Here is a 22,740-nt window from a genome sequence, read left to right as displayed (position 1 = left end):
CGCCCGATCCGATGATTCGGGCGCGCCACCTCGATCCTTCCCCTGAACGAATCTCCGCCATGTTCTCGGGCGCTCAGCGGCGCCCGATTCTCCCGTTGTTCTGCATCGATATTGTCTACGCTGAACGTCTTTATCAGCCGAGGCCCTGCACGTCCCTCGAGACTTCCTGCCGCCTATGCAGCTCAGGCGGCACAGGGACACAGCAGGCCACGCGTCACGCTCGAAAATGACAGCATTTTACAACTAAGCTGCCGCTGCAGCGGGACCTCTCTGCACCAGGAACCGGTTTCAGACAGATCGTTATTGCCCGCTAATAAAGGGCTTTTCCGAAAAATGTCGATCATGTTGGCCGCCTTGGCTAACGCACCTCGACAGTGGCATTGCACTTTAGTCAAAAAGTGTCAGGAAGGGGTTGCAGCCAGGAAGTCCTCTCTTCTACTTTGTCATACATAGTATGCCATGGTTTCCAGAAAACGGCTCAGGCCATCGCCATGTGATGGCAGTACGAGAGGGCCGGACACTTGCCCAACCGGGTATGACAACAACGCCAACAAGGTCAACCAGAGGACTCGCCATGAATCCCGCCGCTTCACGCAAGCTCACCCGCGCCATCCATCTTGCCGGCCTGGCCGCGACCACCGCCTTGCTGGCAACGCCAGCCCTGGCCGAACAGTGGCGCGGCTGGAACATTCATCCTCCCGAGTACCCCAACAGCATTGCGCTGGAGACCTTCGCCAAGGAGGTGGACGAGCGAACGGAAGGGCGCATCACACCAAAGGTCTATCACAACGCCGTGCTGGGGGATCAGCCTGATGCCATCGAGCAGACCCGCAACGGTGCTCTGGATTTCGGCAACTTCAACATGGGCCCCATGGGTCCGATGGTGCCGGCGGCCAACGTACTCTCGCTGCCCTTCATCTTTGAAAGTGAAGAGCGCATGTACGAACTGATGGATGGCGAGATCGGCGAACGCTTCGCCGCAGCGATGGAGGAGCAGGGCCTGGTCGCGCTGGGTTGGTTCGGGGCAGGCTCGCGCAGCCTCTACAACACCGACCACCCGGTCGAGACTCCGAAAGATGTCGAGGGCATGAAGGTCCGGGTCATGAACAACGACCTCTACGTCGACATGATCGATGCGCTGGGTGGCAACGCCACCCCCATGGCCTACGGTGAGGTCTACCAATCGCTGACGACCGGAGTGATCGACGGCGCCGAGAACAACTTCCCGTCCTACGAATCCAGCGGCCACTACGAGGTTGCCGGCTACTACTCACTGACCAACCACCTGGTCATTCCCGAGTGCCTGTGCATGGCCCGCAGTACCTGGGACGAGCTGTCCGAAGAGGACCAGGCGGCGGTCCGGGAGGCCGGGCAGGTCGCCACCGAGCAGCAGCGTGAACTGTGGGAAGAGCGTACCGCGGCCAGTCGGCAAACGGCGCTGGATGCAGGCGTCGAGATCAATGAGGTTCCGGACAAGTCAGAATTCCAGGCGCTGATGCAACCGGTCTATGAGGGCTTTCTTGCCGAGAACCCGGACCTGGCCTCGCTGGTCGACGACATTCGCGCGGCTCAGGCCGACTGATCCCATTGATACGAGAGCCCCGTCCCCGGTGCCGGGGGCGGGCGGGGAGGCTGATGCGTGAACGCACCCACCGACACCTCTGACGTCGGGTCCGAGCAAACCGAGTCAGAGCAAGAGGGCGCCACGGTACGCCGTGGTGCCTTTCCTCCGGCATCGCCGGAGTCACGAAGCATACGCTACAAGCGTGAAACACCCAGCCGACTGGACCGCATCCTCGACAGTATCGCCCATGGTTGCATCATGGTGGCCGGGGTGCTGCTGGTGTTGCTGATCATCACCTTTGGCTGGCTGGTATTTGGCCGCTACGTGCTCAATGACACCCCCACCTGGGTCGAGCAGACGGCGCTTCTGAGCGTGGCCTACATCACCTTTCTCGGCGCCGCTGCCGGCGTTCGTCACAACAGCCACCTGTCCATCGACCTGCTGCGCGACAACATGCCGGCGCCGATCAAGGGTCTGATGCACCATCTGGCGGATCTGTTCGTGGTGGCCTTTGGCGGCTTCATGGCCTGGCAGGGCTGGCAGTTGATGATGACCAACCTGGCACGACCTATCCCGATGCTCGGACTCTCCGAAAGCTGGCGTGCTGCGCCGCTGGCGATCTGTGGCGCGCTGATGGTGCTGTTCGCTGTGGCTAACATCGTCAAGCGGCTTGGCGGCCGGCACAACCCGACCCAGGAGGACTGAGCATGGGACTCGCTATCGTTTTTGGACTCTTTGCCCTGGGACTGGCGGTCGGCGCTCCGGTGGCCTTTGCGGTAGGACTGGCAGCAGTAGGGGGCTTTCTCTATGAGGGACTGCCGCTGTTCGTGGCATTCCAGCGCATCCTCTCGGGCATTTCGGTGTTTTCCCTGCTGGCCATTCCGTTCTTTATCTTCGCCGGCGAGCTGATGCTGCACGGCGGTATTTCCCAGCGCCTGGTGCGCCTGGCCTCTGCCGCAGTGGGCCGGGTGCGCGGAGGGCTCGGGGTGGTCAATGTGACCTCTTCGATGCTGTTCGGCGGGATTTCCGGTTCCGCGGTGGCGGACACCTCAGCGCTCGGCTCCATCCTGATTCCGGTGATGAAGGAGAAGGGCTACGACGCGGACTACGCGGTCAACGTGACGGTGACCTCGTCGGTGGCCGGGGTGGTGATTCCGCCCAGCCACAACATGATCCTCTACGCCGTGGCGGCCGGTGGCGGCCTGTCCATCACCAAGCTGTTCATGGCGGGCATCGTGCCGGGCATCCTGATGTGTGGCCTGCTGGCCCTTGCCGCCTATCTGGTAGCGGTCAAGCGTGGTTACCAGGGCGAACGCTTTCCGGGCTGGCAGGCGCTGGCGATCAGCTTTGCCGCCGCACTGCCAGGGTTGCTGACCGCGGTCATCATCGTGGGCGGCGTGCTGTCTGGCGTGCTGACGGTGACCGAGTCAGGCGCCTTCGGGGCCATCTACGCCATCGTCGTCACCGCGCTGGTCTATCGCGAGCTGCACTGGGCATCGTTCAAGCAGGCGGTCTACCAGTCGGTGCGCACCACCGCGCTGGTGATGATCCTGGTCGGCTGCGCCTCGGCGTTCTCCTATCTGCTCGCCCTCTATAGCGTGCCGGAGTTGCTGTCCAACACGCTGCTCGGGATCACCGACAATCCGCTCGCCATCCTGCTGATGCTGAACCTGATCCTGCTGGCACTCGGCATGATCATGGACATGGCGGCGCTGATCCTGATCTGCACGCCGATCTTTCTGCCGATTGCCGCCCAGTTCGGCATGGATCCGATCCAGTTCGGCATCATGATGATGATGAATCTGGGGCTCGGGCTGTGCACGCCGCCGGTGGGTGCCTGCCTGTTTGTCGGCAGCGTGGTCGGCAAGATCAAGATCGAACAGACCGTTCGCACCATCTGGCCGTTTTACCTGGCGTTGTTCGCCGCTCTGATGCTGGTGACCTACGTTCCGGCACTGTCCATGGCGCTGCCCAACATGCTGGAGTGATGGCGACCATGCCAAGCCAGCCTTTGACGAGGCGCCACACACCGCAGACCACCTACAGGAAAAGAGGCACACCGATGAAGATCGCCAGGGTCGAGACCCATCTGCTGGATCATCCCCTTGAACAGGCCTTCGAAAGTGCTTCCATGCGCTTCGAACGCCGCCAGCACTGCCTGGTGGAGATCACCTGCGAAGACGGCACCGTCGGCTGGGGGGAGTGCCTCGGTCCGGCCCAGGCCAACGCCGCGGTGGTGGCCACCTACGCCGACACCCTGATCGGCGCCAACCCGCTGGAGCATGAAAGACTGTGGCTCCTGCTCTACAACCGGCTGCGTGACCAGGGCCAGCGGGGGCTGACCATGACGGCCCTCAGCGGCATCGACATCGCGCTGTGGGACATCAAGGGCAAGCACTACGGTGCCAGCGTGTCGGAACTCTTGGGAGGGCGTTTTCGCGAACGCGTCCAGGCCTACGCCACCGGCTCCTTTCGTCGCGATGGTGTGGACCGGGTCAGTGATATCGCCGCGGAGGTGGCGGGCTACGCCGAGGAGGGCTTTCACGGGGTCAAGATCAAGATCGGCTTCAACGTCGAGGAAGATCTTCGGGTCATCGCCGCCGTGCGCGAGGCCATCGGTCCCGATCGGCGTCTGATGATCGATGCCAACCACGGCTATGACCTGCTGGAGGCCCTCGAGGTCGGCAAGCGGGCGGCGGCTTACGACGTCGACTGGTTCGAGGAACCGGTACTGCCGGAGCAGATTCATACCTATCGCGCGGTGCGCGATGGCCAGCCTCTACCGGTCGCCAGTGGCGAGAACTGGCATGGCCGCTACGCCATGCAGGAGCCGCTGGCCAGTCGCGCCATCGATATCTGCCAGCCCGACATATGCGGCGTCGGCGGCTTCACCGAGATGCGGCGCGTCGTGGATATGGCGGCGCTTCATGGCGTGCGTCTGATTCCCCATGTGTGGGGCACCGCCGTGTGCATCGCCGCCAGCCTTCAGGCCATGGCGGCGCTACCGCCCAATCCGCCGAGACGTGAGCCGATCGAACCCATCATGGAGTTCGATCGGACCCACAATCCCTTCCGTCAGGCCATTGTTACCCAGCCGCTGGAGCATCATCAGGGCTGGGTCGATATCCCTGACGGCCCTGGACTTGGCATCGAGATCGATCGCGACGCCCTGACACGTTTCGCCCTCAAGGAGACAAGACAGTGATACCGGCCAATACCCGTCCGCTGGAAGGGCGCGCGCCCAGGCTGAAGGCACCCGCCGGCGCCACCGATTGCCATATTCATCTCTTCCTCGATGGCTACAAAGGCCAGCCAGGCGGGCCGCCGATCAAGGAGTTGGCAACCGTCGAGGATCTCCGGCGCTTCCAGCGCTGGATGGGGCTCGACAGGGTGGTCGTGACCCAGTCCAACGCCTATCAGTTCGACAATGGCGCCTTGCTTGCTTCGCTCGATCAACTGGGCCTGGACAAGGCCCGCGGGGTCGCCGCCGTCAGTCCTGACACCCCTTTGAAAACCCTCGAAGACTGGCATGGCCGAGGTGTACGCGGCGCACGCATCATGAACCTGGGCGGAGGCGCCATGCCGTTGGCTCGCCTGCCCGAGGTCGAGCCGTTGATCGCGCCCCTAGGCTGGCACCTGATGGTACAGTTCAATGGCCGCGAGCTCGACCAGCACCTGCCGATGCTGGAACGTATCGAGTGCCCGTACATCATCGATCATATCGGCAAGTTCATCGATCCGGTGCCGGCCGATGATCCTCGCGTCGATGCCATTCTCAGGCTGCTTGACCGCGGCAACGCCTGGTTCAAGGTCTGCGCCGGTTACGAGACCAGCCTGAGCGGAGGGCCCGACTACGACGACGTCGGCGCCATCGCCCGGCGGGTCATCAACCACGCACCGGAGCGCATCCTCTGGGGCAGCAACTGGCCCCATGTTGGTGTCCCGCGAGATCAGTACCCCGACGACCCTGACCAACTCGACGTACTGCTGGCCTGGGCCAATGAGCAGCAGCGCCAACGCATCCTGGTCGACAATCCCGCCGAACTGTACGGCTTCGGTCGCTGAAGGCGCGTATCACGAGACACGAGACACGACACCCGAGAAGGAATTCTGACATGTTGAATCGACTGCTGGTCACCGGCGCCGCCGGGGGCCTGGGCACCGCTCTGAGACCTCATTTGAGTCGCTTGGCGAAGGAGGTCCGGCTGTCCGACATGGTCGCCGTCGACCAGGACGTGACCCACGACACCAGCCATGAAGAGATCGTCACGGCAGACCTGACCGACGTCGATGCTGTCGCTCGCCTGGTCGAAGGCTGCGATGGTGTTATCCACCTGGGCGGTGTATCGGTGGAGCGTTCCTGGCAGCAGATCCTGCCGGCCAACATCATGGGCACCTATCACCTCTATGAGGCGGTGCGCCATCATGACAAGCCGCGGGTGGTATTCGCCAGTTCTAACCACGTCATCGGCTTCTACCCACAGCATCAGCGGCTGGACGCCAAGGTGCCGAAACGCCCGGATTCGCTCTATGGCGTGTCGAAAGGCTTCGGCGAGGACCTCGCCAGCCTGTACTTCGACAAGTTCGGTGTCGAGACCCTGGCGGTGCGTATCGGCTCCTGCTTTCCCGAGCCCGCCGATGCCCGCATGCTGGCCACCTGGATGAGCGTCGAGGATTTCATGGCGTTGCTCGAGCGCGCCTTCTGCGTCCCTGAACTGGGCTACACCGTGGTCTACGGCGCCTCCAACAACGCCGAACAATGGTGGGACAATCGCGAAGCAGGTTTTCTGGGCTGGGTGCCCAAGGACAGCTCCGAACCCTGGCGTGCCGAGATCGAGGCCAGGGGAGGGCGGTTGGCTCCCGATGACCCTTCGGTGCGCTTCCAGGGCGGCAAGTTTGCAGGCCAGGGCCATCCTGACGATGAATAGCCACTGAATCGTCGCGGAAAGCCACCAGGCATCCGTACACCGGGGACCTGACGCCATCGCCTTGATACACTGGCGTCCTGATAGTCAGTGCTGATATACAGCCCTGATAAATAGCCCTGAAAAGTAGCCCAGTGATAGCGCTTTGCGGCACGTCGCGTCATCGCCACGCGAACTGAAGAGGAATCGACCATGGCAGCCAAGCCAGCACCCCGCACGGAACCGGCACCGCTAAACGTCAAGAAGCTGACGCGTGAAGGCAGTCTGTCGATGAACGTGGCCGACCAGCTGGAAGGTCTGATCACCGCCGGAACCATCGCCGTCGGCGAGAAGCTGCCGACAGAAAGCGGCCTGTGTGATTCCTTTGGTGTCAGCAGGACGGTGATTCGCGAGGCGGTGGCTCACCTCAAGTCGCTGGGCCTGGTCGAGGCACGGCGTGGCGTCGGCACCACGGTGATCCGGGCCGCACCGGCCGAGGCCATGCCCGCCAAGCGGATTCGTCCGACCACCGTCGAAGATATTCTGCATGTCATCGAGCTGCGGCTTAATCTGGAGCCTGCGGCGGCGGCGTTGGCCGCCGAGCGCTTCGAGGCCGACGACGAGACTCGCCTGCGTGACACCCATGCGGCCTTCGTCAAGGCTCGTCAGCAGCGTAGCCAGGCGCGTAACGAGGACTTCGAGTTCCACCACGCGATTGCCAGGGCCACCCACAATCCGTTCTTCCCTCAGGCGCTGGAGCAGCTCAACCTGAGCGCGATTCCGCGCTCGAAGCTCGCGACCAGCGAGGTCAATACCGACTCCACCAGCACCTATCTCAAGCGCGTGGAAGCCGAGCACCAGGACGTTCTCGACGCGATCCTGTCACGCGACCCCGACGCCGCCAGAGCCGCCATGGCGCGCCACCTGGAACGCGCCCGGGAGACTTACCAGCAGTTCAAGGAGAAGGGTTGAGTCAGTGCCGGCCGCCAGTACGTCAGTTGTCATCGGTTGACGCAGTCCGCTCGACAGGACTGCCAGTTCGATGATCTGAATCCGTTGGGCTCGGTGGGAAGCTACCGCCGAGTTCGAGGTAAGTTCGAGGCTGTTATCAGCCTTCACAAGCTTTCATGACCCATAGTTCGCATAATCTATATTATGTTAAATGAGGTGTTTGCCGGTTCTCCCGGACAAGCCTCTGATGCTCTGCTGCCTCCCCTTTGGCGCTCTGCGGCCTCCATGTCGATCGTCTGACTGCTTTTCCATCCTGCACAACCCAGCGACGCTTCCTCTCCGCTTGCGAGCACAGGCTAGCTGGCAGGAACCTCACGTTCGATGTCACATCGTGCCACACCGTCGTCTGAAACCCGTCCTCCGGCATCCAGGCAGGCGTCCTGCAGATGCCAGAGCTGGTAGCGGCTTCCTGCGTAGAACCCCATGACGAGTCCGGCGACCAGCGCCGTGGTGACGATAATCGCTATCGTGCGTCTTCCCTGACGATGTCTGGCTGCCATGGTGATGTCCGGATAGAAAAGATCTTGCTGACCGACGGTGATCAGTCGCCCAACGCTTCCAGCACCAGTTCGGCCACGCGTCGGCCCGAGGCTGGATTTTGCCCGGTGACCAGCCGCTCATCGACTACGGCGAATGGCTCCCAGGCGCGATCCGCCTTCAAATAGAGTCCGCCACGCTCGACAAGCTCCGTTTCGGTAAGAAACGGCACGATGTCGTCGAGCTTGGCCAGGTGCTCCTCGTGATTGGAAAAGCCGGTCACCTTCATGCCCTTGATCAGGTATTCCCCATCATCCCGGGTCACATTGAGCAAGCCCACGGCACCGTGACACACAGAGGATACGATACCGTCTGCCTCGTAGATGTCCCGACACAGGCGTTTAAGCGTCTCGTTGCCCGGAAAGTCCCAGATGACCCCATGCCCGCCCGCCAGATAGATTGCCCGATAGTCCGCTGCGTTGACCTCGTCCAAGGCCAGCGTCGTACCCAGGCGGTTCATGAAGTCCTTGTTCTGATAGTAGTCCCAGTCAATCGCTTCGGCGGCCGCCAGACTGTGGGGATCGATGGGCGTATAGCCCCCCTTGGGGCTTGCGATGTCGCAGGTCCAGCCAGCCTGTTCGACATGATCGATAAAATGCACGGCTTCACCTAGCCACAGACCCGTGGCTCGATCATGATTGGGATACTTGGCGTGACTGGTCACTACCACAAGAATCTTGTTATCCATGGCGAGGGCTCCGACGAGAACGTTGAACCTTGTAGTCGACTCTGTCGCTATCTTGTTGCGTTATTGTAGTCAGCCTCGTGCTAGCTTCAGCAAAGCACGAAAGGTTCTGCATAGTAGAAGCGGAAGACCATGGGACATGTGTAGCCGCCAATACTCAGGCAACTCCTTGGGTCTATTGTCCCGATTTCTGATGAGGTAGACATGGGCCCCGCTCAGTAGACACCTTAGCGCTTTTTCAGGGGTGGGGGCTCGGGATTGTGGGCGGTTCTCAGCAGTACAGCGGAGCACCTGAGGCGTGATCAACCCGGCCCCAGCATGGACAGCGCTGGCGTCGCTCCTTATCATCGCTTCAATTTGTCTCGTTCGATTAGCTTCCTCGGAAGTGGTCTTGTCGAGTCACACCATTTTTGTCGATGCCGATACAAGGACGCTAGCGTCATGCCCCTCCGACCGACTCGTTTTCTTTCTTTGGCCGCCGCCGCGATGCTCGGTGGCTGTGCTCTGGCACCGGTCGACGCTCCGCCTCCTCCTGAGCCTCTCACGCCTTCGGAATTCCACGCCGAGATCCGAGGGCTCGAGACGCGCCTGGCGGGACGCTGCGACCTGACCCACGACATGCTCAGTGAACAGGCGGCGCAGGATCGCCGCATGACCGCCGATATCCGCGAAGTCGGTAGCCTGCTGCGCGGCGTACGCCAGGATCTGGCCGGGCTCGAGCGCGGCAGCGCGGAGCCCGGTCCTCGGACGACGCAGTGTGAGGCCAGCACCGAGTCCGGTATCGACAACAAGGAACTGCTGGGACGCAGCGAGTGGGTTGGCTTGCCCGATGTGGGCACCTATCTGAAGGCGCGGATCGACTCCGGGGCCAATACCTCATCGCTGTCCGCTACCGATGTCACCACCTTCGAACGGGATGGTGACGAATGGGTGCGCTTCAAGCTGGGCCTCAATGAAGAGGATTCGGTGGTCGAGGCCGTGCGCGATGAATGGATCGAGGCACCGGTAGAACGCAAGGTGACCATCGTCCAGGCCAACGGTGAAGAAAGCCGCCCCGTGGTCAGCCTGCTGATGACCCTCGGCCCGCTGCGTGAACAGGTCGAATTCACCCTGAACGACCGCACCCACCTGAGCTATCCCGTCCTGCTTGGCCGTCGTTTCCTGTTGGATATCGCCGTCATCGACGTGGCACGCCACTACCTGCACGACCGTCCCGAATTCCCAGGAGGGGAATCGGCCAGCGAAGCCGCCGACGAGGAAGCGGCCGATCGTGATGATCAGGAACAGCCCTGAGATAACGCTGTGTGCCGACGCCTCGGGGCGTCGGCCTTTCGCTCCCGATTAAGGAAGACCCATGTCCAGACTGCCCTTTTATCTGATCGTCGCCCTGCTGATGGTGGTTGGCATCGCGATGAGCATTCACCGCCACGTGGAATTCGAGGTCCCCTGGACGCCGGGTGAACAGCGCCAGGTCTGGGAAATCGAGGCTCAGGTCACCTTCGATGGCCAGGGCGAGCCGGCCAAGGTGGACATGGCCCTGCCCTCCTCTCAGGCCGGCTTTCGTGTGCTGACCGAGCACACCGCCTCACCGGGTTACGGCCTGGCGTTCCTGCAGGAAAACGGCGCACGTCGCGCCGAGTGGTCCACCCGCGAGGCGGTGGGCGATCAGCGCCTCTACTACACCGCCCAGGTACTGGTGACCGAAGGTGCCCGCAAGGCAACCGCTCCGCCCCCGCCGCCGCCGGTGACCGATGTCGCCTGGGAGCGTCCCTACGACACCGCCGCCCAGCAGGTGATCGACCGCGCCTGGGCACGCTCGTCCGACGCCTTTACCTTCGCCCGTGAATTGCTGAGCGAATTCGCCGATGACCGCCAGGGGGAAAATGCCAGGCTACTGCTGACCCAGTTCGATCGTGTGCCGCTGGCCGTGCGCCTGTTGAACCAGGCCGGCGTTGCCGCCCGTGAGGTCAGTGGCCTGATGCTCGACAGCGGCCGTCGGCGCCAGAGCCTGACCTCGTGGATACAGGTCTATGACGGCGACAAGCGCGCACTGTTCAATCCGGCCACCGGCGAACAGGGCAAGCCCGACAACCTGTTGATGTGGGAAAGCGCTGGCAATGCCGTGCTCGAGGTGGAAGGCGGTCGCGATTCACGTATTTCCTTCTCCATGCTGGTACGCAACCAGCCCGCCGCGGCGGCGGTACGCAGCCAGCTCGCCGAGGACAGCGATACCCTGCTCAACTTCTCGATTCACAGCTTGCCGCTCGAGGAGCAGGCGCTGTTCCAGACCATCCTGCTGATCCCGATCGGTGCGCTGGTGGTGGTGCTGCTGCGGGTGCTGATCGGCATCAAGACGTCCGGTACCTTCATGCCGGTACTGATTGCCCTGGCCTTCATCCAGACCACCCTGCTCACCGGCCTGGTCGGGTTTCTGCTGGTGGTGGCCGTCGGTCTGGTCATCCGCAGCTATCTGTCACACTTGAATCTATTGCTGGTGGCCAGGGTGACGGCGGTGATAATAACGGTGATAGCGATCATCTCGATCTTCACCGTGCTGTCCTATCGCTTTGGTCTCAATGCGGGCCTGACGATCACCTTCTTCCCGATGATCATCCTGTCCTGGACCATCGAGCGGATGTCGATCCTGTGGGAAGAAGAAGGCCCCAAGGAGGTGCTGATCCAGGGCGGCGGCAGCCTGCTGACCGCGGTACTGGCCTATCTGGCGATGAACAATCCGTGGATTCGCCACATCACCTTCAACTTCCTCGGCCTGCAGCTCATCCTGATGGCGCTGATCCTGCTGCTGGGCAACTACACCGGTTACCGGCTGCTCGAACTTCGTCGTTTCAAGCCGGTCACGGAGGACTGAGCCATGCTCAACTGGACCAGTCCCGGCAAGCTCAATGCCAAGGGCATCATCGGCATGAACCGGCGTAACATCCGTTACATCGGTCGCTACAACAGTCGCAAGCTGTATCCGCTGGTGGATGACAAGCTCAAGACCAAGCTGCTGGCACAGGAATACGGCATCACCACGCCGGAGCATATCGGTACGGTGTCGACCCAGTTTAGTGTCAAGCACATCAGCGAGATGCTGGCGGGCCACAACGGTTTTGTGATCAAGCCGGCCAAGGGCAGCGGCGGCAAGGGCATCCTGGTCATCGAGCGAGTCGAGGGCAAGCACTTCATCAAGCCCAGCGGCGCGGAGCTGGATATCGAGGATGTCGAACGCCACGTCTCCAATATCCTTTCGGGGCTCTATTCGCTTGGGGGCTCCCCGGACGTTGCCCTGGTCGAGGGGCTGATCAACTTCGATACCACCTTCGCTGCCTATACCTACGAAGGCGTGCCGGATATCCGTGTCATCGTGTTCAAGGGCTACCCGGTGATGGCGATGATGCGGCTGTCCACCGCCGCCTCCGACGGCAAGGCCAACCTGCACCAGGGTGCGGTGGGCGTCGGTATCGATATCGCCAGCGGGCGCGCCGTACGAGGCGTCCAGTTCGATCGTTCGCGCACCGATCATCCCGATACCGGCCATGAACTGGCCAGCCTGCAGATCACTGGCTGGACCACCCTTCTTGAACTCGCCTCCGGCTGCTACGAGATGACCGGGCTTGGCTATCTCGGCACCGACATGGTGCTCGATCGTGACCGCGGCCCCATGTTGCTCGAGCTGAACGCCCGCCCTGGCCTGGCGATCCAGATGGCCAATGGCGAAGGCTTGCGGCGACGCCTCGATCTGATCGAGGCGCAGACCGAGGAGCGCAGCGCTGCCGAGCGGGTGGCCTTCGCCCAGCACCACTTCGCCCGCCAGGGCGAGCTGCAGGAAGCCCCGGCAGAAGCCATTTGACAGTTTCGCGTGTCTGGCCCGCCGGCGGGCCAGCGCGTAGACTAGGTTGCCGCTTCGTGAATATTGGACCCCATGACCGAAACCGCCCTGCTACAACAGGCTGAAGCTCACTGCGCACATCGTGGCGTGCGTTTCACCCCCATCCGGCGACGTGTACTGGAACTGATCGGTGAGGCCAGCGGTGGCCTCAAGGCTTACGATCTGCTGGATCGGCTAGCCAAGGATCACGCCGCCGCGCGCCCCCCGACGGTGTACCGTGCGCTGGAGTTCCTGATCGAACAGGGGCTGGTACATCGCATCGAGTCGCTCAATGCCTACGTCGCCTGCCCCTGCCCCGAGCATGCCCATCGCTTCCAGCTGCTGATCTGCCGGGACTGCGGGCGCGTCGAGGAATTGCACCTCGACGAGATCAACGAGCAACTGGCAACCCGTGCCAGGACGCTGGGCTTCCAGGTACAGCGCCAGACCATCGAACTGCTTGGCCTGTGCCAGGCCTGCCAAGGCAGCCGCAACGATGGTGCCGAGGAGCGTGCCGACGCCACCGCTGATCCAGTCAATACATCCTCTTCCACCCCCAAGGACGCCACCTGAGCCCCATGACCGACCTGCTCAAACGCCTCGAGCGCGAACCCTGCGATAGCCGTCATTCTCTCGAAGAGGTGCTGGCCAATGTGCGATTCAACGGCGATGGCCTGCTGCCGGCGATCGCCCAGCAGCACGATAGCGGCGAAGTGCTGATGATGGCGTGGATGAACCGGGAAGCGCTGGAGGAAACGCTGCGCACTGGCCGGGTATGCTACTACTCCCGCTCCCGCGCCAAGCTGTGGCGCAAGGGCGAGTCTTCCGGCCAGCAGCAGCATCTCAAGAGTGCGTCGCTGGACTGTGACGGCGATACGCTGCTGCTGCAGGTCGAGCAGACCGGTCCAGCCTGCCATACCGGCCGTCGTAGCTGTTTCTATCTGTCCCTGGAAGCTGACAGCGCCCGCATCAACAGCGCTGCGCTGATCGATCCCGATGAGCTCTACACCAAGGGATCCTGAGTCACCGGCGACGGCCGGGGCTGACAGCAGTCGTGGTCGCGATGATCGATCGCCCCCCGCGCAGGAGCCATCACCCCGGGCGCGCGGACCGAAGCGCTGGCTGGCATGGCCGTTACTGGCGCTGATTCGCCTCTACCAGGGTGTCATCAGCCCATTGCTGGGCCCACGCTGTCGCTATTGGCCAAGCTGCTCGCACTACAGTCACGAAGCCATAACGGTTCACGGTCCGATACGGGGCGGTTGGCTAGCGCTCAAGCGTATTCTGCGCTGCCATCCTGGCGCCAAGGGCGGCATCGATCCCGTGCCTGGCGGGCCCAGCGAGAGGCTTTGCCGCCAGGATCCGGAGCTCGATGAGCGGTTTCAGGTGCGCGGCGACAGCGACTCGAGATCAGCGGACTGACGCGGGCGCCTCGTCGACGCCCAGGGTTCAAGCGTCAGGCAGCTTCCTGCTCAGCGACGCGATAGATGCGCTCGAGCATGGCGTTGAGGCCATTGCTGCGGGTCGGCGACAGGTGCTTGTCGAGGCCCAGGTCCTTGAGAAAATGTGGACTGGTGGCGAGGATGTCGCTGGGCTTTCGATCGTTGTAGATGCGCATCAGCACGGCGATCAGCCCTGACACGATGGCGGCGTCCGAGATGGCGGCAAAGTGCAGGGTGTCGCCCTGGCGCTCGTGGTGCATCCACACATTGGACTGACAGCCCTGAATCTTCAGCTCGTCACGCTTGTGCTCATCGGGGAAGGCCGGCAATGCCTTGCCCATGTCGATGATGTACTGATAGCGGTCCATCCAGTTGTCGAACAGTTCAAACTCTTCCAGCAGCTCCTGCTGGGCCTGTTCTGCGGTACTCGTCGTGGTCATGGTGACTCCCTAGAATGCTGCCAGGATTATACCTGCCAGGCCCCGCCGTCGTCCTCCCCCGGTCAGCCCCGGTTCGGAGAACCCGGCCAGGCGTCATGCTAGAATTCGCCCTGAGCGGGTGACAACGGAGCACTCGCTGTCGCTCGCCGCCTAAGCTACATAAAGAGATCGACATGCAAGCGCCAGACCCCCAAGGACAGGGCCCGCATCGCTCACGTGATAGACGACTCGATGCACTGGAAAAGGAGCTCGACCAGTATCTGGGCTCGTCACGGGCCGGCAAGACCGGCACGCCGGCCTCCGAGCGAGGCCTGACGCAGCAGCAGCTGGAAGAGATCATCGCTCACCTGGCCGCCCAGCGCCGGGCCAAGCGAGCGGCCATCCTTACCAATTTGCTGGATCTGGCCGATCGCGCGGGCACAACCGTCGGCGCACTTTCGCTGATTGCGCTGTTCTTCGCCGACAAGGATAGCTCGGGGGCGACGCTGGTGGTGGCCAGCACGGCCAAGCCGCTTTGGGGCGCCTTCGTTGGCTTTGGGCTGGCACTCGTGGCATCCTATGCCAAGGCCCTGCTCACCTGGAGGGACAAGTGATGACATTCCATATCGCCATGCTGATCATGCTGGGCGCCACCTTGGCGCTGGCGGTGGCCGCCTACCGACTCGACCGTGGCTACAAGTCCGACGTCAAGGCGCTCACCGAGCACGCCAATCGTTATATCGCCCGAAAGCGCGGCCCCCTCGAGCACTAGGATTGCCTGGTTGGCTCCATTGGCGGGCTCTGCTAGCCGCCCTCAGCCAGAAACCTGTCCAGGGGGGAGGGCTGTTTCTTCATTCCTTATTCTCCCCCCTTCCCTTGACCCCATCTTGGTCCTTCTGCCTGGCCAAGGCCGTGCAGCGACTGCTGGCGATGCCACTCCTCGTCTTCGGTGTGAAGGTAGCGTGACGTCGTCTCCAGGCGTGAGTGACGTGCCGACTGCGCCAGATAACGAAGCTCCACGCCCGCCTGGGCCTGATGGGTCAGAGCGGTATGCCTGAGCCAGTGCGGCGTAGCCTGTCGTAGCCGTGCCACCGCCTGGGGATCCCCGCCCTGCTCTTCCAGGCAGCCCGCGGCCTGGCTGAAGGTCGTGCGTATCAGTCGGTACAACTGGTTGTCACCCAGCGCGGTCTTACCATCCAGGCGTCTCAACAGTGGCGCTGGATCCCCGGCGGGATCGGCCGGCTCGCCGTAGAGCGTCCGCGCCTCCCGGACCAGCTCGATCATGTCGGGCGGCACCGGAATCTCGGCAAACTTGCCGCCCTTGCCAACCACCTGCCACCACCAGCGCCCTTCCCGCCTCACCAGATCCTCCATGCGCGCCTGGCTCATCTCGTTGATCCGCGGGGCCAGCAGGTAGGCAAAGCCGAACACCAGTCGCCGCCTGGTCCAGAGAAATCTGGCTCGTCGGTCGGCACCTGGCTCCAGCGGCTCGTTGAGCCAGGCCCACAGCCAGTCCCACAGCGGACGCTCCAGATAGCGCTCGACACGCCGCTGGCCATTGTTGAGGCGCCTGCGCTTGTCGCGCATCAATCGAAACGGGTTGCGCGACAGCCAGCCCGCCTCTACCAGCCAGGCCATCATGCCTTGCAGGATCACCAGGCTCTGGCGCCGACTTGCCGGCGACAGGGGGCCGCGAAACGGCCGCCAGCGAGGATCCTGACGCGGCCTGACCGGGCCTACCCACTGCTCGCGGGGGCGCGGGTCGGCGAGAAAGGCCTCGAACTCATCCAGGTGAGCCCGGGTCATCTGGGCCAGCGAAAGGCGGCGCTCTTCAAGCCACAGCAGCAGCCGCTCGGCCTCGCGGCGGTAGGCGCGCTGGGTCTGCGCGCTGCCGCCGTATTCGGCAAGCCAGTGGGCCACCGCCTGCCAGTCATCTTCCGCCTCGATCAGGGCCTGCGGGGACGACGAAGACGGTAATTCGCCGTCGACCAGGGTGCCTCCCGGCGTGCTGTCGAAGACCGCCCTGCCGTCCTGTGCCTGTATCGGAGGTGTCTTGCTCATATGACCTGCCCATTGGCTTGCGCCATTGCGTGTCCTCGCTTGGCGCGGCTGAATAGATAAAAAGTCCTGCTGACCAGCTGGCCGCTCAAGACACCGATGGCCACATCCGGTTGCGCGCGGCCAATGTGCGAGGACGCGATAGCGCGCAGCCTGGTTGCGCCGGTATCTGAGGGTCTCGGGTATGCTGACGTATGAACGACAGGGAGCCGTCGAGATCGATCATGAGTCACAACCAGCATTTCGTTGCCCGTGGCTTCGGGGACTTCGTTGACCGGGTTGGTGCCACCATCGCGGCACTCAGTGTCATGGGCGGCCTGTTCACGTCTCAGATGCCCGCACTCCTTTCGCTCGCGGGGGTGCTGCTGGGGATTGGCTGTGCAGCTCTCGGAATCACTACTAAGAAGAGGTTTTCCTCTGAGGAGGACGTATGACACCGGATATTCTCGAATCCCTGAAGACGTTCCTGTTCGTGGCTTCGCCGCTGATCATTCTGGCGCTTGGAACGGCAGCTTATGCCAAGTGGCGTGGGCATAACCCTTGATGCCCTGCTGTCAGGGTGGCTTGACCGCTACTCACCTGCCCGCCCTCTCCCGCCCTCGTGCTTCTCTACTTTTGCCGCTCTCTATTCTGGCCCTTCTCTGATCTAGCCATTCTCAGCTCTCGCTTTTCCCCGGCCTGGCCCTTCTCTGCTCTAGCTCTTCTCGAGCCGTTCTCCGCTCTCGCTTTCCCCGGCCTGGCCCTTCTCTGCTCTAGCTCTTCTCGAGCCATTCTCCGCTCTCGCTTTCCCCGGGCTGGCCCTTCTCTGCTCTAGCTCATCTCTTTTCGAACCGTTCTCCGCTCTCGCTTTCCCCGGGCTGGCCCTTCTCTGCTCTAGCTCATCTCTTTTCGAACCGTTCTCCGCTCTCGCTTTCCCCGGTCTGGCGCTCCCATGCCCGCGTTCTTTCCTGGTCTCGTTTTTCCCTGCTCTAGCCTAACCCAAGGCCGCCCTGCCGGGCGAGCAAGAAACCATGTAACGCATTGATTTTAAACCATCCATTATCCGAAGAAGAACTTCTCCCTAGACGTCCTCTACGCGCCCTTGTTCGACATCAACGAGAAGGCGCGCCGCTTCTACCGCTGCAACCAACTCGCAGCAGCCCTTCCCGCGCTATACGACGCCAACTTCTCCCATGCATCCGCAACGAGCGCTGGTTGTCTTAGTCTGCCCCTGTAAGTGCGTAAATTCAAGATAAGGCGCGTAATCTTGATTTAATGTCGCTTATCATAAATATGCCTACGTATTTACACTTTATGTAATTACACGTACTATCGCCTTTGCTTAATGGAAATGATGGCTGGCGGCATCAGCCGCCCCCTCACGGAGCAGGCAGGGGTTCGCAGGAATGTGAGCACCGCTCACGTGACGTCACCGCACGGCAGTGCCAACGGGTGTCACAGAAAGCGAACCGGAGCATGGCGAGCGAGGGGGCATTCAGGCATGATCAGCCGCTGGCGGAATCGACCACCGCACAAGGAGAGCTTCATGGCCCGTACCGGGATCACCTACGACGACGTTCAACGAGCGGTGGATACCCTGCTCAAGCAGCAGGAAGCCCCCAGCGTTCAGAAGGTCCGAGAGATACTCGGCACCGGCAGCTTCACCACCATCAGCGAGCACCTGCGCGAATGGCGTTCACGCCGGGAAGAGCGACGAGACGTTCCGCCCCCCCAGGGGATGCCCGTGGAGCTTCAGGGACTGGCCGAAGAGCTCTGGAGCAAGGCCCAGGAGGCGGCGGCGGAAAACCTGGCCCACTATCGCCAGGAGGCCGATCGCAACGTGGAAGGCGCGCTTGAAAAGGTGGCCGCCGCCGATCGTCGCGCCGAGGACGCCGAACAGCGCGAAAGCGCCCTGTCGGCCCATCTGTCATCCATGGAGCAGCGTCTGCAGGAGGCGGCCTCGGAATCGGCACGACTAGCGAGCGCCAATCAAGCGCTGGAGCAGCAGCTCATCAAGGAAGGCGAGCGCGCCACCCAGTTCGAAGCGCAGCTTGATCGTCTGCAGCAGGACAAGGAGCGTGAAGGCAGGGAGTACCAGCAGGCGCTGGATGATCAGCAGAAGCAGCATCGCGAGCGCCTGGCCCAGGAAGAACAGCGCCACGAGGCCGCCGAGGCGCGGCTGATGGCTATGCTGGACGAGGCACGCCAGGAACGACAAAGTGCGGAAAAGGCCCATGCCCAGCGCCTCAAGCAGGCCGATCAGCGCCAGGAGGTGTTGCAGCAGCAGCTTCAGGCACTGCGGGGCGAACTGTCAGAAGAGGAAAAGCGCCACCGCGAGACGCAGATGGAGCGCTCGCGAGCCGAGGAGAACCTGCGCGCTCGAGGCCACGAGGTAGACCTGCTCAACGAGCGTATCGAAGAGCAGAGGCGCCTGCTGGCGAATCAGTCAGAGCGACTCAAGGCACTCGAGGCCAAGCTTGACGAGAAGATCTGGGCGCTGGCCAGGCAACAGCGCGAACGCCCCGATGATAACGAGGGCAGATCCAGCGGAAACGCCAAACAACAGACCTCTTCGCCCTAGGGCAGCGCCTCCAGGATTCAGGCAGCGGCCTTGCCGTGTGATTGCATAGGGTGGCGTTCACACGGCAAGCCCGGGATCCAGCGCAGCGGCACTGCAAACCACAAGCGCCATTCATGGCCCAAGCGACGTGCACCGCCTCCTTCAATGCCCGATTTGCGGCGTTGCCAAGGCACAGCTTGCTCGACATGTCGTTTTCCTGCGTAAGCCCTTTCTGAAAACGCCTTTCCCCTGCTGCCCGGGCCCCGTCCCGCCGGTAAGATCCTCCTGATTCGGACTGACGGAATCGTTCAGGGAGGAACCGCCATGCCATCTGCTCCCCATCATTTGCGCGCATCGCTGCGTCTTCCATCGGCGCCCACCGAGTGGGCACGTTTGGCAGGAGGGTGCTGAGCATGGACGACCCCTCCTGGTCCTCGTATCGCCCAAGCGACCTGCTGGGTGCCTTCGATGTCACACTGAGTCAGGATCAGCGCCTGCTCAAGTTTCATCTGGCCGGGCAATCGCTGATCCCTCATCGCCTGGTCGGTGAAGAGACCATTTCGCGCCCCTTCTGCTACACCCTCGACGTAATCTCCCAGCGCGGCAACATCGAACTCAAGTCGCTGATCGCCCAGCCGGCATTGATCGAGATCCGCCAGGCCGACGGCGGCTACCGTCCGCTCTCTGGCCTGGTCGACACCGCCGCCCTGCTCGGCGAAGACGGTGGCGTCTACTACTACCAACTGGTGCTGGTGCCCTGGCTATCCCTGTTGAGCCTCGGTCGTGACAGCCGCATCTTCCAGGACAAGAACGTCACCGAGGTGATCGAGGCGGTGTTCCAGGGCCACGAGATCGCCAAGGGGCGCTACCGCTTTGATCTTCGTCGCGACTACCCCGCGCGCAGCTACTGCGTGCAGTACCGAGAGAGCGACTTCCACTTCGTAAACCGGCTGATGGAACAAGAAGGACTGTTTTTCTATTTCAGCCATGGCGAAGGCGATCACTGCCTGGTGATCACCGACAGCGTAGATACCTGCCCAGCGGTAACCCCCCAGGCCATCCGCTTCCATCGCCAGGCCGCCACTGAGGCCGAGGACGCACTGACTCAGTGGGGTGGGCGCCGTCAGCAGCAGCCCACCCGCGTAAGCCTCGCCACCTTCAACTACAAGCAGCCTCGCCACCCCAGCGACATCGCCCAGGACACCATCCCCGACCAGGGCCACCTGCCGGACACCGAGGTCTACGATTATCCCGGCGAGTACTACTACCCGGACCACCGTCGCGGTGAGCGACTGGCGGTCAATCGTCTGGAAGCCCTGGAGTCCCGCGCCAAGCGCTTCCATGGCGCCGGTGGCGCCCGCCAGCTTCAGGTCGGCGGCCACTTCACCCTGACCCAGCATGGCCAACATGAGCGCGGCGACGACAGCGAGCGCGAGTTCCTGGTGCTGGGCCTCAGCGTGCATGCCGAGAATGCCCTGCCGGTATCGGCGCATCTGTCGACCCTGCCCGGAAGCTTGCAGGAACAGCTCGATCAGGCGCGTCGCGCCCACGGGCTGGGTCTCTCGGATAAAGGCTCCAGCCTCCACCGTGACGATTACCAGCGCGCCGGCACCGGCCACTATCTGGTCGACATCGAGACCCAGCGCCTGTGCCTGCCCTATCGCTCGAGCCTCGACCATCCGCGCCCGGTGATGGGTGGCCCCCAGACCGCCACCGTGGTGGGGCCAGAAGGTGAGGAAATCCACACCGATGGGCTCAATCGGGTAAAGGTGCAGTTTCACTGGGACCGGCTGGGTCACCACGACGCTGGCTCGAGCTGCTGGCTGAGGGTCAGCGAGCCCAACGCCAGCGCCGGCTGGGGCGCGGTCTTTGTCCCGCGCATCGGCCAGGAGGTGATCGTTGACTTCCTCGAGGGCGACCCGGATCGCCCTTTGATCACCGGTCGGGTCTACAACGGCGATGAACGTCCGGAATGGCACTCCAACGGCCTGCTGTCGGGCTTCAAGTCGAAGACCTATCGTGGCGGCAAGTACAACGAGCTGGTGTTCGATGACGCCACCGACCAGGAGCGGGTGCGGCTCAACTCCGAGCACGCCAAGAGCCAGTTGAACCTCGGCTATCTGATCCACCAGCACGGCAATACCCGCGGCGACTTTCGTGGCACCGGCTTCGAGCTGCGCACCGACGCCTACGGCGCCGTGCGCGCCAACCAGGGCCTGTTGGTCAGCAGCTGGGGACAGCTTGGTGCCAACGGTGAGCAGCTCGACATGCGTCCCGCCTGGCGCGAGCTACAAAGCGCCTGGCAGCTTGCCGACAGCCTCAGCGACAGCGCTGTCGACCACGACGCCGAGGCGCTTGCCAGCCGCACCGACCTGCACAAGGCCAGCGACGACGCCCAGGGGCGCCACGGTAGTGCCGACTCTGCCACAGCCTTCGACGGCAGCAGTGCGACAACGGCAAGCAAAGGTGGGCGTGGCGAGGCCGCGCGACTCAAGGAGCCCTGGCTGCAATTGGCCTCCCCGGCGGGCATCGCCATCAGCACCCCCCAGTCCACCCACCTGGCCCAGGGCAAGTCGCTGAGCGTCACCGCAAGCGAAGACATCAACCTGGCCGCTGGCAAACGCCTGGTCGCCAGCATCGCCGACCGGCTGTCGCTGTTCGTCCAACGCGCCGGGATCAAGCTGTTCGCCGCCCAGGGCAAAGTCGAGGTGCAGGCCCAGAGCGACGAGATGGCACTGACTGCGGAGAAAAAGCTCAGCATCACCTCCACCGAAGACGCCGTGCACATTGCCGCTGCCGAGGAAGTGCTGCTGACCTGCGGTGGCGGCTATATCCGACTCAAGGGCGGCGACATCGAAATTCACGCCCCCGGCACTATCGACGTCAAGGGCAGCCAGCACCTGTTTGGCGGGCCCACGAGTCTGAGTTATCCGCTGGACAACCTTCCGCAAACCGAACCCTCCAACCTGGATCTTGAACACCTCTATGGCAACGGTCGGCCGGTGCCCGGCGCCCGCTATCGCGCGTTCCTCTCCGATGGCTCGGTACGCCAAGGGGTGCTGGACGCCGCCGGCAAGGCAACGCTGTCTGGGCTGCCTCTGGGGGGTGTCCAGGTCGAGTACTTCCAGGACCCGCGAGAAATCGACAAGCGGCCACAGGCGTGGCCCAGCAAGGTACCGATCAAGCCAACGTATGCCACGACGTCCGGCGATACCCAGGCCGCCGTGTCGGGCAGCGCCGGTGGCCTGGGGTCGACCAGCCAACCAGCGCCCAGCCTCCTCCAGTCTCCTGGCTGGGCCGGCGGAACGTCCGGAAGAATGCCAAGCACTTCCGGTGCGGGTCTATCGTCGCCCGGTTGGCCCGAGGGGCCTCCGTTGCCATCCATTCCAGGTGACATCCCGAGCGATCTTCCGGGGCGGGTCGGGCAGCAGGCCCGGGCACAACTCGAAAAGATCGCGCAGGAGAAGCTTCAGGAGCAGCTCCCAGGCCTTGGCAATACCGAGCTGTCATCACCCGGCTGGAAGGGTGGCGTCCCCACCAGGCCGACATTCGGCGACCTCAAGGACACCCCCCACGCTCAGGACACCGACCTGACGTCGCCAGGCTGGCCTGGTGGATCACCGAAGAAACGCTCCTGAGTCGACAGGCCAATATCGCCAAGGGGCTCGGTGGGTAGCGGTCAATACCTCACTGAATGCATCAGGGATGGC

General features: G+C 63.0%; 21 protein-coding genes. 17 read left to right on the top strand and 4 right to left on the bottom strand.

Translation table 11 applies throughout. From position 1 onward, the window contains the following. Positions 1-574 precede the first annotated feature (574 nt). The 7 genes from KUV74_RS15740 (at position 575) to KUV74_RS15710 (ending at position 7,440) form a co-directional block, all read left to right on the top strand. Complete coding sequence (locus KUV74_RS15740) at positions 575-1,582, top strand: TRAP transporter substrate-binding protein (protein ID WP_045992069.1); 1,008 nt, start codon at positions 575-577, stop codon at positions 1,580-1,582. Positions 1,583-1,639: 57 nt separating this feature from the next. Next, a complete protein-coding gene (locus KUV74_RS15735; RefSeq protein WP_231498708.1) occupies positions 1,640-2,269 on the top strand; it encodes a TRAP transporter small permease in 630 nt (209 codons plus the stop codon). A gap of 2 nt (positions 2,270-2,271) precedes the next feature. Continuing rightward, positions 2,272-3,552 carry a TRAP transporter large permease gene (locus tag KUV74_RS15730; protein WP_222516811.1) on the top strand — a complete coding sequence of 427 codons (1,281 nt, stop codon included), beginning with the start codon at positions 2,272-2,274 and terminating at the stop codon, positions 3,550-3,552. A 74-nt stretch (positions 3,553-3,626) separates the two neighbouring features. After that, positions 3,627-4,769 carry a mandelate racemase/muconate lactonizing enzyme family protein gene (locus KUV74_RS15725; RefSeq protein ID WP_222516810.1) on the top strand — a complete coding sequence of 381 codons (1,143 nt, stop codon included), beginning with the start codon at positions 3,627-3,629 and terminating at the stop codon, positions 4,767-4,769. Then, the gene (locus KUV74_RS15720) at positions 4,766-5,629 is read left to right on the top strand and encodes an amidohydrolase family protein (RefSeq protein ID WP_222516809.1); all 864 of its coding nucleotides are present in this window, start codon (positions 4,766-4,768) and stop codon (positions 5,627-5,629) included. The genes KUV74_RS15725 and KUV74_RS15720 overlap by 4 nt, the downstream gene beginning before the upstream one ends. Before the next feature lie 50 nt (positions 5,630-5,679). Then, positions 5,680-6,492: an NAD-dependent epimerase/dehydratase family protein gene (locus KUV74_RS15715; protein ID WP_222516808.1), complete on the top strand. Its 813-nt coding sequence runs from the start codon at positions 5,680-5,682 to the stop codon at positions 6,490-6,492. 189 nt (positions 6,493-6,681) lie between these two features. Then, positions 6,682-7,440 (top strand): FadR/GntR family transcriptional regulator, encoded by a 759-nt coding sequence (locus KUV74_RS15710; RefSeq protein ID WP_213227835.1) that lies wholly within the window; start codon positions 6,682-6,684, stop codon positions 7,438-7,440. Positions 7,441-7,775: 335 nt separating this feature from the next. On the opposite strand, the gene KUV74_RS15705 is transcribed toward KUV74_RS15710, so the two are convergent. Together KUV74_RS15705 and KUV74_RS15700 are read right to left on the bottom strand one after the other, a co-directional pair. Then, positions 7,776-7,979 carry a hypothetical protein gene (locus KUV74_RS15705; RefSeq protein ID WP_108133625.1) on the bottom strand — a complete coding sequence of 68 codons (204 nt, stop codon included), beginning with the start codon at positions 7,977-7,979 and terminating at the stop codon, positions 7,776-7,778. A 41-nt stretch (positions 7,980-8,020) separates the two neighbouring features. Further along, complete coding sequence (locus KUV74_RS15700) at positions 8,021-8,704, bottom strand: type 1 glutamine amidotransferase domain-containing protein (RefSeq protein ID WP_222516807.1); 684 nt, start codon at positions 8,702-8,704, stop codon at positions 8,021-8,023. Positions 8,705-9,142: 438 nt separating this feature from the next. On the opposite strand from KUV74_RS15700, the gene KUV74_RS15695 reads away from it, so the two are divergent. The 6 genes from KUV74_RS15695 to yidD all read left to right on the top strand — a co-directional run bounded on the left by KUV74_RS15695 (position 9,143) and on the right by yidD (position 13,994). After that, positions 9,143-9,994 (top strand): ATP-dependent zinc protease, encoded by an 852-nt coding sequence (locus tag KUV74_RS15695; protein WP_108133627.1) that lies wholly within the window; start codon positions 9,143-9,145, stop codon positions 9,992-9,994. A gap of 61 nt (positions 9,995-10,055) precedes the next feature. Beyond that, positions 10,056-11,570, top strand: a complete 1,515-nt coding sequence (locus tag KUV74_RS15690; protein WP_108447945.1) for an inactive transglutaminase family protein — start codon at positions 10,056-10,058, stop codon at positions 11,568-11,570. Between the two features lie 3 nt (positions 11,571-11,573). Beyond that, a complete protein-coding gene (locus KUV74_RS15685) occupies positions 11,574-12,554 on the top strand; it encodes an alpha-L-glutamate ligase-like protein (protein ID WP_222516806.1) in 981 nt (326 codons plus the stop codon). A 72-nt stretch (positions 12,555-12,626) separates the two neighbouring features. Further along, positions 12,627-13,145, top strand: a complete 519-nt coding sequence (locus KUV74_RS15680) for a Fur family transcriptional regulator (RefSeq protein ID WP_108133629.1) — start codon at positions 12,627-12,629, stop codon at positions 13,143-13,145. A gap of 5 nt (positions 13,146-13,150) precedes the next feature. After that, a complete protein-coding gene (gene hisI / locus KUV74_RS15675; protein WP_213227839.1) occupies positions 13,151-13,594 on the top strand; it encodes a phosphoribosyl-AMP cyclohydrolase in 444 nt (147 codons plus the stop codon). Positions 13,595-13,694: 100 nt separating this feature from the next. Then, positions 13,695-13,994, top strand: a complete 300-nt coding sequence (gene yidD / locus KUV74_RS15670) for a membrane protein insertion efficiency factor YidD (protein WP_261395504.1) — start codon at positions 13,695-13,697, stop codon at positions 13,992-13,994. 34 nt (positions 13,995-14,028) lie between these two features. Here the strand turns inward: yidD and KUV74_RS15665 are convergent, their stop codons facing one another. Continuing rightward, positions 14,029-14,454, bottom strand: coding sequence for a SufE family protein (locus tag KUV74_RS15665; RefSeq protein WP_045992080.1), 426 nt, complete (start codon positions 14,452-14,454; stop codon positions 14,029-14,031). 173 nt (positions 14,455-14,627) lie between these two features. Here KUV74_RS15665 and KUV74_RS15660 point away from each other — a divergent pair, with 173 nt between their 5' ends. Further along, entirely contained in the window at positions 14,628-15,047 is a 420-nt protein-coding gene (locus tag KUV74_RS15660; RefSeq protein ID WP_213227843.1) for a hypothetical protein, read from the top strand. Then, positions 15,047-15,205, top strand: coding sequence for a hypothetical protein (locus KUV74_RS15655; protein WP_156088610.1), 159 nt, complete (start codon positions 15,047-15,049; stop codon positions 15,203-15,205). Before KUV74_RS15660 ends, KUV74_RS15655 begins: the two co-directional genes overlap by 1 nt. Positions 15,206-15,291: 86 nt before the next feature. Here KUV74_RS15655 and KUV74_RS15650 read toward each other — a convergent pair whose 3' ends face one another. Continuing rightward, positions 15,292-16,494 carry a tyrosine-type recombinase/integrase gene (locus tag KUV74_RS15650; RefSeq protein ID WP_222516804.1) on the bottom strand — a complete coding sequence of 401 codons (1,203 nt, stop codon included), beginning with the start codon at positions 16,492-16,494 and terminating at the stop codon, positions 15,292-15,294. Between the two features lie 1,522 nt (positions 16,495-18,016). On the opposite strand from KUV74_RS15650, the gene KUV74_RS15645 reads away from it, so the two are divergent. Both KUV74_RS15645 and KUV74_RS15640 read left to right on the top strand, forming a co-directional pair. Continuing rightward, the gene (locus KUV74_RS15645; protein WP_222516803.1) at positions 18,017-19,051 is read left to right on the top strand and encodes a DNA-binding protein; all 1,035 of its coding nucleotides are present in this window, start codon (positions 18,017-18,019) and stop codon (positions 19,049-19,051) included. Positions 19,052-19,443: 392 nt separating this feature from the next. Next, positions 19,444-22,668: a type VI secretion system Vgr family protein gene (locus KUV74_RS15640; protein ID WP_222516802.1), complete on the top strand. Its 3,225-nt coding sequence runs from the start codon at positions 19,444-19,446 to the stop codon at positions 22,666-22,668. The last annotated feature ends 72 nt before the right edge of the window (positions 22,669-22,740 follow it).

Source organism: Halomonas sp. DP1Y21-3, from assembly GCF_019801245.1.
Lineage (GTDB): Bacteria > Pseudomonadota > Gammaproteobacteria > Pseudomonadales > Halomonadaceae > Halomonas > Halomonas litopenaei.
This window is presented reverse-complemented; position numbering and strand designations above follow the sequence as displayed.

What these genes read in the sequence shown, in the direction of transcription:
- KUV74_RS15740 (WP_045992069.1), top strand. Translation starts at nt 575, where the DNA reads ATGAATCCCGCCGCTTCACGCAAGCTCACCCGCGCCATCCATCTTGCC.
- KUV74_RS15730 (WP_222516811.1), top strand. Translation starts at nt 2,272, where the DNA reads ATGGGACTCGCTATCGTTTTTGGACTCTTTGCCCTGGGACTGGCGGTC.
- KUV74_RS15725 (WP_222516810.1), top strand. Translation starts at nt 3,627, where the DNA reads ATGAAGATCGCCAGGGTCGAGACCCATCTGCTGGATCATCCCCTTGAA.
- KUV74_RS15715 (WP_222516808.1), top strand. Translation starts at nt 5,680, where the DNA reads ATGTTGAATCGACTGCTGGTCACCGGCGCCGCCGGGGGCCTGGGCACC.
- KUV74_RS15710 (WP_213227835.1), top strand. Translation starts at nt 6,682, where the DNA reads ATGGCAGCCAAGCCAGCACCCCGCACGGAACCGGCACCGCTAAACGTC.
- KUV74_RS15705 (WP_108133625.1), bottom strand. Translation starts at nt 7,979, where the DNA reads ATGGCAGCCAGACATCGTCAGGGAAGACGCACGATAGCGATTATCGTC.
- KUV74_RS15700 (WP_222516807.1), bottom strand. Translation starts at nt 8,704, where the DNA reads ATGGATAACAAGATTCTTGTGGTAGTGACCAGTCACGCCAAGTATCCC.
- KUV74_RS15695 (WP_108133627.1), top strand. Translation starts at nt 9,143, where the DNA reads ATGCCCCTCCGACCGACTCGTTTTCTTTCTTTGGCCGCCGCCGCGATG.
- KUV74_RS15690 (WP_108447945.1), top strand. Translation starts at nt 10,056, where the DNA reads ATGTCCAGACTGCCCTTTTATCTGATCGTCGCCCTGCTGATGGTGGTT.
- KUV74_RS15685 (WP_222516806.1), top strand. Translation starts at nt 11,574, where the DNA reads ATGCTCAACTGGACCAGTCCCGGCAAGCTCAATGCCAAGGGCATCATC.
- KUV74_RS15680 (WP_108133629.1), top strand. Translation starts at nt 12,627, where the DNA reads ATGACCGAAACCGCCCTGCTACAACAGGCTGAAGCTCACTGCGCACAT.
- hisI (WP_213227839.1), top strand. Translation starts at nt 13,151, where the DNA reads ATGACCGACCTGCTCAAACGCCTCGAGCGCGAACCCTGCGATAGCCGT.
- KUV74_RS15665 (WP_045992080.1), bottom strand. Translation starts at nt 14,454, where the DNA reads ATGACCACGACGAGTACCGCAGAACAGGCCCAGCAGGAGCTGCTGGAA.
- KUV74_RS15660 (WP_213227843.1), top strand. Translation starts at nt 14,628, where the DNA reads ATGCAAGCGCCAGACCCCCAAGGACAGGGCCCGCATCGCTCACGTGAT.
- KUV74_RS15655 (WP_156088610.1), top strand. Translation starts at nt 15,047, where the DNA reads ATGACATTCCATATCGCCATGCTGATCATGCTGGGCGCCACCTTGGCG.
- KUV74_RS15650 (WP_222516804.1), bottom strand. Translation starts at nt 16,494, where the DNA reads ATGAGCAAGACACCTCCGATACAGGCACAGGACGGCAGGGCGGTCTTC.
- KUV74_RS15645 (WP_222516803.1), top strand. Translation starts at nt 18,017, where the DNA reads ATGGCCCGTACCGGGATCACCTACGACGACGTTCAACGAGCGGTGGAT.
- KUV74_RS15640 (WP_222516802.1), top strand. Translation starts at nt 19,444, where the DNA reads ATGGACGACCCCTCCTGGTCCTCGTATCGCCCAAGCGACCTGCTGGGT.